At 72.6% G+C, this 11,933-nt stretch carries 12 protein-coding genes; 8 read left to right on the top strand and 4 right to left on the bottom strand.

Annotated elements, in window-relative coordinates; translation table 11 throughout:
• Positions 1-9: 9 nt before the first annotated feature.
• Positions 10-627: a DUF6319 family protein gene (locus CLV68_RS11085; protein WP_121390264.1), complete on the bottom strand. Its 618-nt coding sequence runs from the start codon at positions 625-627 to the stop codon at positions 10-12.
• A 104-nt stretch (positions 628-731) separates the two neighbouring features.
• Here CLV68_RS11085 and CLV68_RS11080 point away from each other — a divergent pair, with 104 nt between their 5' ends.
• Positions 732-971 carry a hypothetical protein gene (locus CLV68_RS11080; RefSeq protein ID WP_121390263.1) on the top strand — a complete coding sequence of 80 codons (240 nt, stop codon included), beginning with the start codon at positions 732-734 and terminating at the stop codon, positions 969-971.
• A 194-nt stretch (positions 972-1,165) separates the two neighbouring features.
• Here CLV68_RS11080 and CLV68_RS11075 read toward each other — a convergent pair whose 3' ends face one another.
• Both CLV68_RS11075 and CLV68_RS11070 read right to left on the bottom strand, forming a co-directional pair.
• Positions 1,166-1,360, bottom strand: coding sequence for a hypothetical protein (locus CLV68_RS11075; RefSeq protein ID WP_121390262.1), 195 nt, complete (start codon positions 1,358-1,360; stop codon positions 1,166-1,168).
• A gap of 371 nt (positions 1,361-1,731) precedes the next feature.
• On the bottom strand, positions 1,732-2,772 hold the full coding sequence (locus tag CLV68_RS11070; RefSeq protein WP_121390261.1) for a DNA polymerase domain-containing protein: 1,041 nt from the start codon (positions 2,770-2,772) through the stop codon (positions 1,732-1,734).
• An 89-nt stretch (positions 2,773-2,861) separates the two neighbouring features.
• Here CLV68_RS11070 and hisS point away from each other — a divergent pair, with 89 nt between their 5' ends.
• The 6 genes from hisS (at position 2,862) to CLV68_RS11040 (ending at position 7,253) form a co-directional block, all read left to right on the top strand.
• On the top strand, positions 2,862-4,115 hold the full coding sequence (hisS, locus tag CLV68_RS11065; RefSeq protein ID WP_246009758.1) for a histidine--tRNA ligase: 1,254 nt from the start codon (positions 2,862-2,864) through the stop codon (positions 4,113-4,115).
• Positions 4,116-4,150: 35 nt separating this feature from the next.
• Positions 4,151-4,483, top strand: coding sequence for a hypothetical protein (locus CLV68_RS11060; protein ID WP_246009757.1), 333 nt, complete (start codon positions 4,151-4,153; stop codon positions 4,481-4,483).
• A 49-nt stretch (positions 4,484-4,532) separates the two neighbouring features.
• Positions 4,533-4,955 carry a peptide-methionine (R)-S-oxide reductase MsrB gene (msrB, locus tag CLV68_RS11055; protein WP_121390259.1) on the top strand — a complete coding sequence of 141 codons (423 nt, stop codon included), beginning with the start codon at positions 4,533-4,535 and terminating at the stop codon, positions 4,953-4,955.
• 196 nt (positions 4,956-5,151) lie between these two features.
• Positions 5,152-6,048, top strand: coding sequence for a TIGR04222 domain-containing membrane protein (locus CLV68_RS34675; RefSeq protein WP_121390258.1), 897 nt, complete (start codon positions 5,152-5,154; stop codon positions 6,046-6,048).
• A 37-nt stretch (positions 6,049-6,085) separates the two neighbouring features.
• Positions 6,086-6,889: an MbnB/TglH/ChrH family RiPP precursor modification enzyme gene (locus tag CLV68_RS11045; RefSeq protein ID WP_121390257.1), complete on the top strand. Its 804-nt coding sequence runs from the start codon at positions 6,086-6,088 to the stop codon at positions 6,887-6,889.
• Positions 6,890-6,920: 31 nt separating this feature from the next.
• Complete coding sequence (locus CLV68_RS11040) at positions 6,921-7,253, top strand: SCO6045 C-terminal-like domain-containing protein (protein ID WP_121390256.1); 333 nt, start codon at positions 6,921-6,923, stop codon at positions 7,251-7,253.
• Positions 7,254-7,585: 332 nt separating this feature from the next.
• Here CLV68_RS11040 and CLV68_RS11035 read toward each other — a convergent pair whose 3' ends face one another.
• Entirely contained in the window at positions 7,586-8,344 is a 759-nt protein-coding gene (locus CLV68_RS11035; RefSeq protein WP_121390255.1) for a VOC family protein, read from the bottom strand.
• A 289-nt stretch (positions 8,345-8,633) separates the two neighbouring features.
• Between CLV68_RS11035 and CLV68_RS11030 the strand changes: the two genes are divergently transcribed.
• Complete coding sequence (locus CLV68_RS11030) at positions 8,634-11,855, top strand: S8 family peptidase (protein WP_147459936.1); 3,222 nt, start codon at positions 8,634-8,636, stop codon at positions 11,853-11,855.
• Positions 11,856-11,933 lie beyond the last annotated feature (78 nt).

Below are 11,933 nucleotides of genomic sequence, written 5' to 3'. Positions count from 1 at the left end.
TGTGGACGGTCAGCCCAGGTCGCGCAGCGCCCGCTGGGCGGCCTCCAGCTCGGCCTTGAGCTCCGCGACCCGCCGCAGCTGACGCTCCCGCGCCGCGTCAAGCGACAACGCGATCGCCGCCCCCACCTCGGCGGGCAGCGACTTGGCCACCCTGGCGATGTCACCCGCCGGGACCGGCACCCAGCGCACGGTGCGCTTCTTGCCGACCAGCACGTCGACGCTCCACTCCCCGTCGGGCGTGGCGTGCAGGGTGACGGTGATCTCGACCGGTTGCTGCTGCTTGGCGCGCTGCCGCGGCCTGCTCGGCTCGGCCGGTTCGATGCCCTGGACCACGGTGAGCGGCTCCGGCTCCTGCGGTGGTGGCGGCGCGATCCGCGCGGGCTTGGGCCTCGGTTTGACCGTGGTCAGCTCCGCGGGCGAGAACGCGAGCACATCGCGCGACCCGTGCGGCCGGACCTGGATGAAGTCACCCTCCGCGGGCTCGTCGAACGCCACCACCTTCGCCTGCAAGCCTGCCTCGACCCCGACCGCGACCGAGGTGAACCACACCGGCGTCGGCTTGCCCTCCGCCAACGCCACCCGCAACCGCTCGACCTCGTCCGGCCCGAGCGCACCCGATTCCGCCACGCGTCCCCCTTCTCCGGGTGCCGAGTGTGCCGGGTGGCACCGACAGTCACTCGTTCGGGCGGCCCGAGGTGCCACCGTGCGCGACGGCACCTAGCTTCACGGTGATGAGCGTCCGGTACCTGTGGTGGCGGAGCTGCTACGACGGCGTCCTCCACGCCTTCCCGATGGCGGCGGGCACCCGCCTGTCCCACCAGCACTACCGCGCCTCCTGCACCCACGCCGCACCACCGGACCTCGCGGGCGGCACCACCGACGGCCCCCGCTGCCACCTCTGCCTGCTCATCATCGGCGCGCCCGTCCTTCCACAACCCCTGCAGTCATCCACAGGTTCGGCTGAGGCGTAGTGCGCAGCCGCCATCCGGTGGCTGGTCCGTCCGGTGAGAGCCCGTCCCGTGCGACGCAGTCCCGTGGGAGCTGCCAGGTAGCGGGTTGCCCCGTGGGGCTCAGTCCCAGGGGCCTGCTCAGTGGAGCCTGTTCAGTGGGGCCTGCCCGGTGGGGGCCACGCGAGTAGCCGCCCGGGGGTCTGTCCTGTGAGGACTCAGGGTTCGCGGACGCGGTACTCGCAGCCGTATTCGAGGGCGTATTCGAGGTCGTAGTGGTGCACGATCTTCGGGCCGCCGTGTAAGTGGACGTGGGTGACCGTGGAGCGGGGGTCGTCCGGGGCGCCGTCGAGGGTGTCCACGCGGCCGTCGAGGGGGCCGCCGACGTAGCGGACGAGGTAGGTCTCCGACATGGGTTCGTCCCCTTCCGCCTCGGGCCTATCGGGGCAGTGTAAGTGCTGCGGGCGACGTTTCGGCTGGTCCGGATCCGCCGGATCGGACGCGGTCCACCGGATGGAGCAACATCGGTGCGGGCACGGCGGTTCCCGCGTATCGTGGACTGCCGCGGCGGTGCACGCGCACCCCTGTGGACGGCCGTGGCCGCGTTCGACCACAGTGGAGCCAACCCACCGGGATCGCCCGCCGCCCCCGCCCGGAAACGGCGCGACAACCCAGTGAGGTCACGGGGAAGGTCGTTCGCCCCCGAACGGGTGTTACCGCCGAGGGCCCCGACTTCCGGTCCAGGGCACCAGACCGCCTCACCCGGGCCCGCAGGCGCCGTGGGTCAGTCGCGGGCCTTGGAGGGCTGGACGCGCTTGGGCTCGCCCGCCATCTTGGGGTACTCGGGGGGATAGGGGAGGTCGCCGAGGGAGTGGTCGCGTTCGTCGCGGGCGACCATGTCGAGGAGGGGTTCGAGGGAGTAGGCGTGGTCGGCCACGGGGGCGTGCAGATCGCCCACCTCCGCGAAGCGCGCGGGCATGGTCAGCACCGAGAAGTCCTCGGGGCGGACCGAGCCGAGCTCGTCCCAGGTCACGGGAGCGGACACCAGGGCGCGGGGGGTGGGGCGGATCGAGTACGCCGAGGCGATGGTGCGGTCGCGGGCCATCTGGTTGTAGTCGATGAACACGCGGCTGCCGCGCTCCTCCTTCCACCAGTTCACCGTGACCCGCTCCGGCAGCCGCCGCTCCAGCTCGCGGGCCAGGGCGATCAGCGCGCGCCTGGCCTCGACGAAGGTCCAGCGCGGTTCGATCGGGATGTAGAGGTGCACGCCGCGGCCGCCGGAGGTCTTCGGGAAGGCGTCCATGTCCAGGGAGCGCAGCAGGTCCCTCGCCTCGTGCGCGATGGCGACCGCGTCGGCGAAGTCGGTGCCCGGCTGCGGGTCGAGGTCGACGCGCAACTGGTCCGGGTGGTCGACGTCGGGGCGGGAGACCGGCCACGGGTGGAAGGTGAGGGTGCCCAGGTTCGCCGCCCAGGCGACCACCGCCAGCTCCGTGGGGCACACCTCGTCGGCGGGGCGGCCGCTGGGGAAGGTGATCCGCGCGGACTCGACGTAGTCGGGGGCGCCCTTGGGCAGCCGCTTCTGGTAGAAGGCGTCGCCGGTGTGGTCGGCGCGCGTGGAGAGCTTGGCGCCCTCGACCACCCCGCCCGGCCAGCGCTCCAGCGTGGTCGGGCGCTCACGCAGCGCGCCGAGGATGCCGGGGCCCACCGCCAGGAAGTACTCGACCACCTGCCGCTTGACGATGCCCAGCTCGGCGAAGTACGGCTTGTCCGGATTGGACACCCGCACGGTCCGCCCGCCGACCTCGATCTCCTCCGCTGGCGCCATGCCGCCAAGCCTACGGGCGGCCGGAAAACCGCGCGCGCGGCTCGGTAACGTGGTCACACCTCGACGACGAAGGACCACCACCGGTGAAGATGGACAACAGCCCCGCCAGGGGCACCCGTGACCTGCTGCCCGCGACCGTCGCCGTGCGCGACCACGTCCTGGCGAGGATCACCGAGGTCTACCACCGGTACGGCTACCAGCGCATCGAGACCCCGGCGCTGGAGGGCATCGACAGGCTCACCGGCGGGCAGGGCGGCGAGAACGAGAAGCTGATCTACCGGGTGCTGCGCCGCGGCCTCGACGAGACCGTCGCCGCCGACACGGCGCTGACCGACCTGGTCGACCTGGGCCTGCGCTACGACCTGACGGTCCCGCTGACCCGCTTCTACGGCGCGAACCAGGCGAGCCTGCCGCAGCCGTTCCGGTCGTTCCAGTTCGGCCCGGTGTGGCGCGCGGAGCGCCCGCAGAAGGGCCGCTACCGGCAGTTCTACCAGTGCGACATCGACCTGCTCGGTGAGGAGACCGTGCTGGCCGAGGTCGAGCTGATCGAGGCGACGACCGAGGCGCTGGCCGCCGCCGGCCTGAGCGGCGCCACGGTGCGGGTGTCGGACCGCCGGTTCCTCTCCGCGCTCGCCGCCTCGGTAGGGCTGCCGGAGCCGGAGTGGGCCGGGCTGTTCATCACCCTCGACAAGCTCGACAAGATCGGCTGGGACGGGGTGCGCGCCGAGCTGTCCGGCCGCGGCCTCGACGACGCCGCGGTCGACCGGCTCCAGGCGAGCATCACCGACCTGCAGGGCGGCGACCAGACGACGCTGGACAAGCGCCTGCTCGACGCGCTGCCGGGGCTCCCGGAGCAGGTGGTGGCCGACCTCGCCGACACCGCGACCGCGCTGGCCGGGGTGGACGGCCTGGCCTGGGAGTTCGACCCGACCCTGGTGCGCGGCATGGGGTACTACACCGGCCAGATCTTCGAGATCACCCACCCGGCGAGCAAGGGCTCCATCGCGGGCGGTGGGCGCTACGACAGGCTCATCGGCCGTTCGCTGGGCCGCGAGGTGCCCGCCTGCGGCTTCTCCATCGGCTTCGAGCGGATCGTGGACCTGATCGAGGGCACCACGGCCACCGACGCCGTCGCGGTGCTCTACGAGTCCGATGTGCCACTGCCCGTGGTCACCGCGACCGCGCGGGAGGTGCGCCAGGGCGGCCGCACGGCGTCGGCGGTGCGCAGGCGCGGCAAGTTCGGCGCGCAGCTCGGCAAGCTGCAGGAGTGGGGCTTCACCTCCGTGCTGCACGTCAAGGACGCGGTGACGCCCCCCGAGGAGCGCCCACTCGGCGAGAGGTAAGCCCGGTCACTGGACCGCCGGGTTACCGTGGACACATGGCCGAGACAGGGACGTTCGGGGACTCGGAGGAGTCCGGCGACGCGGTGCGCCGCGCCCGCGCGAACCGGTTCCACGACGACCTGGTCGGTCTCGACCCCGCCGACCAGGAGGCGCGCGAGTTCGCCGAGCACCTGGACCGGGTCGAGCAGGTCCGCCCGAGCTACACCGTCGAGGGCTACCTGGGCGGGGTGCGCGACTTCGCCGAGTCGGCCAACCGGCTCGGCGGCCACTACCGGCTGACCGCGGGCATACTCGCGGCGCTCATCTTGTTGGGCGTGGTGGTCGCCGCGTGGGACGCCCTGGTGTTCATCGCGGGCGTCCTGTTCTGACCCGTCGGCGATCTGCCCCCGTGAGTGAGGAGTGAGCGCACAAGTGGCTATGGAACCGGTGGTCGGCGCGACCCCGCGCGTGGTCAAGTCCGAGCAGGAGTGGCGCGCGCACCTGTCGGCCAAGGAGTTCGCGGTGCTGCGCCAGGCGGGCACCGAGCCCGCGTGGACCGGCGAGTACACCGACACCAAGACGGTCGGGGTGTACCGGTGCCGCGCGTGCGGTGCCGAGCTGTTCCGCAGCGACACCAAGTTCGAGTCGCACTGCGGCTGGCCGTCGTTCTTCTCGCCGCTGGCAGGCGAGAGCATCGTGCTGCGCGAGGACCGCGCGCACGGGATGGTGCGCACCGAGGTGCTGTGCGCGAGTTGCCACAGCCACCTGGGCCACGTGTTCGAGGGCGAGGGCTACCCGACGCCGACCGATCAGCGCTTCTGCATCAACTCGGTGTCGCTGACCCTGGTGCCCGACGCCTGAGCCGCACCCCTACCCGCGGGTCACATCAAGGCGGGGTCAAGAAGCCTAAATCCAGCCCTCGGTACCCCTAAGTCTTGCTCAAGCACGCTTGTGCCGCCGGTCACACGACCCCGAGCATGGTCAGCGACCGGGAGCGGAAACCCGGTGGGACACAGGGGAAAGCCGAGGGTGGGCGCTCCCCGGGGTAGGGGGAGAGATGGATCGACCATGGGGTGTCTCAGGGCCTGACTTCCTTCGGCTGTACCTGGTCGCGATCGCGTTCGCGGCACTGCTCGCCGCCGCCGTGCGGATCAAGGCGCGCGGCGGCAGGGTCGAGGGCCAGGCCAGGCTCAGCGTGGAGGAACTGGCCTACCTCGCGGGCGGCGCGCGGCGGGTGGTGGAGCTCGCCATCACCCGGCTGCTGGACAAGGGGAAGCTGCGGGCCACCCGCGACGGCCGGTTGTCGGTGGTTTCCGGCACCAAGGCGGGCAAGCGGGACGACGAGGTCGACGCCGCGGTGCTGCGGGTCATCCAGCAGCGCGGGCACGGGTCGACCTGGGTGCTGGTGTCGGCGGTGGCGGGCCGGGGTGTGGTGACGGCGATCGGCGCGGCGCTGGCGCGCCAGGGCCTGGTCGTCGGGGGACGGCGGCGGTGGGCGCGGCGCTCGGCGCTGCCGATGGCGGTCGTGGCCGCGGTCGGCGTGGCGCGCTGGGTGGGCGAGGTCGGCGGTGAGTCCGAGCCCGGTTGGCTGACCCTCGCGGTCATCGGCGCGATCGGGCTGGCGGTGCTCATCGCGTCGGTGCCGGTGCCGGAGCGGACCTACGCCGGTGAGCGGGTACTGCGGGAGACCAGGCAGGCCAGGCGGACGGGGAGCCCGACGGCCGACCAGTACGTGTTCACCGGGTCCGTCGGGGTGGTCGTGTTCGCGGGCCTGGCCGGGCACCCGGACGAGACGGTCGCGCGCTTCGCGACGGCTTCCCGCACCCACAGCACCGCGGACGGCTCGTCCGGCGCGTACTCGGCGGGCTGCGGCGGCGGTGACTCCGGCGGCCACAGCGGGGGCTGCGGAGGCGGCGGGGGTTGTGGGGGCTGCGGAGGCGGTGGAGGTGTCTAGACGCCCCGGGGTGGGGAGGTAGGGGGAGGATGACGGCATGGGTGAGCACTTGGGAGTGGGCATCGGCTGGCGGTCGGAGATCGACCTGACCGTCGAGCGGATGCTGGGGGTCGACTTCGTCGAGGTCGTCGCGGAGAACATCCACCGCGACCACCTCCCGGAGTCGCTGCGCGTGCTGCGCGCGAGGGGGCTCCCGGTGCTCCCCCATGCCGTCTCCTTGTCCCTCGGCGGCGCCGAGCCGCTCGACACCGACCGGGTCGAGCACCTGGCCGCGGTGGCCGACCTGCTCGACGCGCCGCTGGTCAGCGACCACGTGTGCTTCGTGCGCGCCGGTGGGCTGGACTCCGGACACCTGATGCCGGTCCCGCGCACCCGCGACGCGCTGGAGGTGCTGGTGGCCAACGTGACCGAGGCGAGGTCGATCCTGGGCAGGCCGCTGGCGCTGGAGAACATCGCCGCGCTGCTGGAGTGGCCGAACGCGGAGCTGACCGAGGCGCGGTTCCTGCGGGAACTGGTCGAGCGCACCGACTGCCTGCTGCTGGTCGACGTGGCCAACATGTGGGCCAACGCCAAGAACCTCGACGCCGACCCGGTAGCCCTGCTCGACGGCCTCCCGTTGGAGCGCCTCGCCTACGTCCACGTCGCGGGCGGCATGGAGGTGGACGGCGTCTACCACGACACACACGCCCACGCCGTCCCCCAGGGCGTCCTGGACCTGCTCGGCGAACTGTGCGACCGCGTCCGCCCCCCGGGCGTCCTGCTCGAACGCGACGACCACTACCCCGCCGACACCGTGCTGGCCGACGAACTGGCCGCGATCCGCGCGGTGGTCGACCGATGAGCCGCCGCAGGTCCGTCTCCGAGGTGACCAGGTGAGCCGGGAGGACGTGGCGGCGGCGCAGGGGGCGTTGTTGCGGGCTGTGCTGGCGGGGGCGGATGTGCCGCCCGGATTCGACGCCGAGGTGGTTCGGGTGGAGGCGGCGGCGTTGTTGGGAAAACGGCGGCGGATTGTGCGGGACATCGATCCGGAAACGGCGGGGGCGCTCGGGGAGCGGTTCGCTGAATTGTTCGCCGACTACGCGCGCGGGAATCCGCGGCGGTCCGGTTCGCGATTCCGGGAGGACGCGGCCGCTTTCGCGGAGTGGGCGGTCGAGCACGGGCACCTGCCGCGGGCCAGGCGTCGCTGGTGGCGGAAGGGGCGGTGACCGGCCTGGTGGTGCTCGGGGGCGTCACCAGGCCGGTCGGGCAACCGCCGTCGTCGGGCCCCTGCTGCCCGGTGCGGCCTACTACCGAGAACGCGCGCCGCACACGATCATCGTCAGTGCCCTGGGTTCTCGTGGCGGTCTCGGCAGCATCGACCCGATGGACCACACCACCTGCCTCCGCCTGCCCGCACGCCCGGAAACCGGGGCGCGGCAACCGATCCACCTGCTCAACGCGACCTCCTCGCCGTCGGACCGGCGCCAGGGGCACGCGACCGGGGGCTGGTGGGTGGCGGCCGCTACTGGGGTACGGCCACCACCCACCGCGTCCCGGGTCAGGACTCGGGTGAGGTGTTCACCACGAACCGCGCACCCTGATCGTCGGACACCACCGCCTGCCTGCCGTGAGGGGTGTCGGTCACCCCCTCCTGCACCGAACCGCCCAGCTCGATGACCTTGGTCACGGCCGCGTCGGCGTCCTGCACCTCGAAGTACACCGTCCAGCGCGGCGGGGTTCCCGGTGCGGCGGCACCGAGTCCGGCGACCGGCTCGTCCGCCTCGCCCAGGTGCGCCGTCGAGTAGTGTGGATCAGGCCGGACCTCGCGGTAGGTGTGGCCGAGAACGCTGCCGTAGAAGGCTTTCGCCGCCGCCGGGTCGGCGCTGAGGTGGTCGGCCCAGACGAGGGAGCCGGGTTCGGCGGTGAGGTCGGAGCCGGTGTGCGTGCCCGACTGCCAGAGCGCGAAGAACGCCCCGGTGGGGTCGACCGCCGCCGTCATCGCCCCCAGTGCGCCGATCGGCATCGGTGGCGCGACGACCTGGCCGCCGGCGGCCTCGATCGCGGCCGCGCCCGCCGTCACGTCCTCAGTGGACAGATAGGTGACCCAGGCGCTGGCCTGGCCTTCTTGCAGCGGACCGAGACCGGCGACCGGGTGCTCGCCGACGTAGCAGTTCGCGTAGCCGCCGAACTCGGCAGGCCCGATCTCGACCCGCCAGCCGAACAGGGCGGAGTAGAACGCGGCGGCGCGCTCGACGTCCGTGCCGAGATCGACCCAGCACGGGGTGCCGACGGGCCACGCGGTGGTGCGGACGACCATGGGGTACCTCCTGGTGGGCAACTCGTCCGCCGGTGGCGCGGACCGGGCCACGCTAACGCCGGGCACCGGCACCTGACCACGTTGTCGCCTGTGGACCATTCCCAACCAGTGGGAACCGCCGGTGCGCTATTCGCGGTCGGGGCGATCAGTCACTTGGCGGATTGCGATCCGGGGTCGGCCCTGGATAGCTTCTTCGGCACTGGGGCCAGACATTCGACATTCCTTTTCCACTGCCGGTGATCCGGCCCTTCAGTGTTCCCCTTCTCCGACCAAGGACCGGGGTACTCCCATGCGAATCCGCACGACAGCGGTACTCACCTCGACAACGCTCGTCCTGGGCATGGCGCTCGCGACGACAGCCCAGGCGGCGGCCGAGCCGTCCGGCGGCCGGGCGGGCAGCCCAGCGGCCACCGTCACCCTCCTCACCGGCGACAAGGTGCTCGTCGGCACCGATTCCGGCGGCACCAGGAGACCGGCGATCCTGCCCGACGCGCGCCGCGCCGGGGTCGTGTTCCAGACCTACACCCGCGGCGGCCACACCTACGTCTTCCCGTCCGACGCGCTGCCGCTGGTGCTCTCCGGGGTGCTCGACCGGCAGCTGTTCGACGTCACCGCGCTCGCCGACGCGGGCTACGACGACCGGCGCGGCGACCTGCCGCTGATCCAGACCGGCCCGAGCACCCGCTCCGCCGGCGTGCGGTCGGTGCGGGAACTGCCGGTCGTCGGCGCCAGGGCGCTCGCGGCGGACAAGGCCGCGCTGGCCGACTCCTGGCGCTCGCTGACCGCCGCTGGCGGCAAGGTGTGGCTGGATCGCAAGGTCGAGGCCACCCTGGACCGCAGCACCGCGCAGATCGGCGCCCCCGCGGCCTGGCAGGCCGGGCTCACCGGCGCAGGCGTGACGGTCGCGGTCGTCGACACCGGCGTCGACCAGACCCACCCCGACCTGGCGGGCCGCGAGGTCGCCGAGCGCAACTTCACCGACGACCCGACCACCGAGGACCAGGTCGGGCACGGCACGCACGTCGCGTCGACCGTCGCGGGCGGCGGCGCCAAGTACAAGGGCGTCGCGCACGGGGCGAAGGTGATCGACGCGAAGGTGCTCAGCGCCTCCGGCGGCGGCCAGCTGTCGTGGATCATCGCGGGCGTCGAGTGGGCGGTGGCCTCGGGCGCCAAGATCGTCAACCTCAGCCTCGGCGGCGGCGACACCCCCGAGGTGGACCCGCTGGAGGAGGCGGTCAACCGGCTCTCGGCGGAGAAGGGGACGCTGTTCGTCATCTCGGCTGGCAACTCCGGCCCCGGCGCGCAGACCGTCGGCACCCCCGGCAGCGCGGACGCGGCGCTGACCGTCGGCTCGGTGGAGCGCGACGACTCGGTCTCGCCCTTCTCCAGCCGCGGCCCGCGCGTCGGTGACGGCGCGATCAAGCCGGACATCACCGCGCCCGGCTCCGGCATCGTGGCCGCCAAGGCCGCCAACGGGTTCATCGGCGACGAGGTCGAGCCCGGCTACGTGGCGCTCTCGGGCACCTCGATGGCCGCGCCGCACGTGGCCGGTGCCGCGGCGTTGCTGGCCCAGCAGCACCCGGACTGGAGCGGCGCGCAGCTCAAGGCCGTGCTGACCGCCTCGGCCAAGCCGACCGCCGGTGCGGGCGCGTTCGCCCAGGGTTCGGGTCGGGTCGACGTGGCCAGGGCGCTGACCCAGTCGTTGACCACCACGCCCGGCTCGGTCAGCCTCGGCACCCAGCTGTGGCCGCACCAGGACGACGTCGCGGTCACCAAGGACCTGACCTACCGCAACAGCTCCGCCACCGCGGTGACCCTGGACGTCAAGGTCGAGGGGACCGGGCCGGACGGCAAGCCCGCGCCTGCCGGGTTCTTCGGCGTCACCCCGGCCAGGGTGACCGTACCCGCGGGCGGGTCGGCGACGGTCGAGGTCACCGGTGACGCCCGGGTGGGCACCGCGGACGGCGCGTACTCCGGCAGCGTCGTCGCGTCGGGCCCCGGCCAGTCGCTGCGCACGCCGGTCGCGCTGGACCGGGAGGTCGAGAGCTACGACGTGCGGCTGCGCTACCTGGGGCCGGACGGCAAACCGAGCAAGGACTGGCGGACGCTGGCGATCGGCCTCGGGTCCGACTTCTTCACCGGTGCCGTGCCGGACGCCTCGGGCGCGGTCACGCTCCGCCTACCCAAGGGGTCCTACATCCTGGACAACCTGTACGAGGCGACCGGCGGCAAGCAGGACCTGCGGAGCCTGCCGTACCCGGCGTTCGAGGTGAAGGGGGCGACCGAGGTCGTCGTCGACGCCCGCAAGACCAAGCCGGTGAAGGTGACGCCGCCGGACCCGAGGGTCCCGCTGTGGGTGGCGGTCGCGGGCTACCAGGTGACCACGATCGAGGGCTACGACATCGGGATCGGCATCGGCGGGGCGCTGTTCGACGGGTTCAGCACCGGGCAGATCGGCCCGGAACTGCCCGCGAACGTGTTCATCTGGTCGCTGTCGGCGGTGTACTACGACGCCCAGGCCAACACGGGCGACTTCTACAACTTCGCCTGGTACCAGGAGAAGTCCGTGCCGACCGGGTTCGTCAGGACCGTGCACCGCAAGGACCTGGCGACGCTGCGGACGAAGGTCGGACCGTCGCTGCCGGGGAGCACCAGCGGGCGCGCGCTGTTCGCCACGTCGCTGACCGGTCGCGGCGGGCTGCTCGGCGTCGGGCGCACCTTCGACGGCGACGAGGTCGTCGAGTACGTCAACGCGGGGACCGTGCAGTGGGAGGGCTCGATCTTCTTCGGCCGCCGCGACCAGCCCGAGGTCGACCTGTACTTCGTGGCCGAGCCCGTGCGGTCCAAGGCCGGGCAGACCCACCGCAACCGGGTCAACTTCGGCGTGTTCGGTCCCGCGCTGCCGCGCTCCGCCTACCCGTGGGCCGAGCGCGACGGCGACACCCTCGCGTTCGGCATCGGCCTGTGGGGCGACGGCGGGGGCAACGCGGGCAGCAGCGCGGTCACCTCGGCCAAGACCACGTTGTCGCGCAACGGGGTCAAGGTCGGCGAGACGGCTGATCCCGGCAGCGGCCAGTTCACCGTGCCGCAAGGGGCGGCGAACTACCGACTGGAAACCGAGGCGACCCGCGACCCGGCGTTCGGCGTGAGCACCAAGGTCTCGGCGGCCTGGACGTTCCGCTCCGACTCCCGGCAGACGACCGTTCCGCTGTCGACGGTGCGCTTCCACGCCCCGCTGCGCGACGACAACTCCGCCCCGGTCGGCAGGTTCACCATCCCGGTGTCCCTGCAACTGGAGAACGGCAGCCACGTCGACCCGCGCAACCTGTCGGTGAACGTGTCCTACGACGAGGGCAAGACCTGGCGCAGGGCCCAGGTCCGGGGCAACGAACTCGTACTCGACCACCCGCGCGGCGCCACCTCGGTGTCGTTGCAGGCCAAGGCCGAGGACGGGCGAGGCGGGACGGTCCAACAGACGATCATCCGCGCCTACCTGGTGAACAAGCACTAGTCCTCAGTGGATGAACGCGGCGGTCCACCCCTTTTCGGGGTGGGCCGCCGTTTCACCACGTGGCGGGTCGAAACCTGG

Source organism: Actinokineospora cianjurensis (assembly GCF_003663795.1).
GTDB classification, from domain to species: Bacteria; Actinomycetota; Actinomycetes; order Mycobacteriales; family Pseudonocardiaceae; genus Actinokineospora; species Actinokineospora terrae.
The sequence above is the reverse complement of the archived record's forward strand: the minus strand, read 5'-3'. Positions and strand labels throughout refer to the sequence as shown.

Bases quoted from the DNA above. Each gene is read 5' to 3' on its own strand.
- hisS (WP_246009758.1), top strand. From the start codon at position 2,862: ATGGACAACAGCCCCGCCAGGGGCACCCGTGACCTGCTGCCCGCGACC.
- msrB (WP_121390259.1), top strand. From the start codon at position 4,533: ATGGAACCGGTGGTCGGCGCGACCCCGCGCGTGGTCAAGTCCGAGCAG.
- CLV68_RS11060 (WP_246009757.1), top strand. From the start codon at position 4,151: ATGGCCGAGACAGGGACGTTCGGGGACTCGGAGGAGTCCGGCGACGCG.
- CLV68_RS11035 (WP_121390255.1), bottom strand. From the start codon at position 8,344: ATGGTCGTCCGCACCACCGCGTGGCCCGTCGGCACCCCGTGCTGGGTC.
- CLV68_RS11030 (WP_147459936.1), top strand. From the start codon at position 8,634: ATGCGAATCCGCACGACAGCGGTACTCACCTCGACAACGCTCGTCCTG.
- CLV68_RS34675 (WP_121390258.1), top strand. From the start codon at position 5,152: ATGGATCGACCATGGGGTGTCTCAGGGCCTGACTTCCTTCGGCTGTAC.
- CLV68_RS11075 (WP_121390262.1), bottom strand. From the start codon at position 1,360: ATGTCGGAGACCTACCTCGTCCGCTACGTCGGCGGCCCCCTCGACGGC.
- CLV68_RS11080 (WP_121390263.1), top strand. From the start codon at position 732: ATGAGCGTCCGGTACCTGTGGTGGCGGAGCTGCTACGACGGCGTCCTC.
- CLV68_RS11070 (WP_121390261.1), bottom strand. From the start codon at position 2,772: ATGGCGCCAGCGGAGGAGATCGAGGTCGGCGGGCGGACCGTGCGGGTG.
- CLV68_RS11045 (WP_121390257.1), top strand. From the start codon at position 6,086: ATGGGTGAGCACTTGGGAGTGGGCATCGGCTGGCGGTCGGAGATCGAC.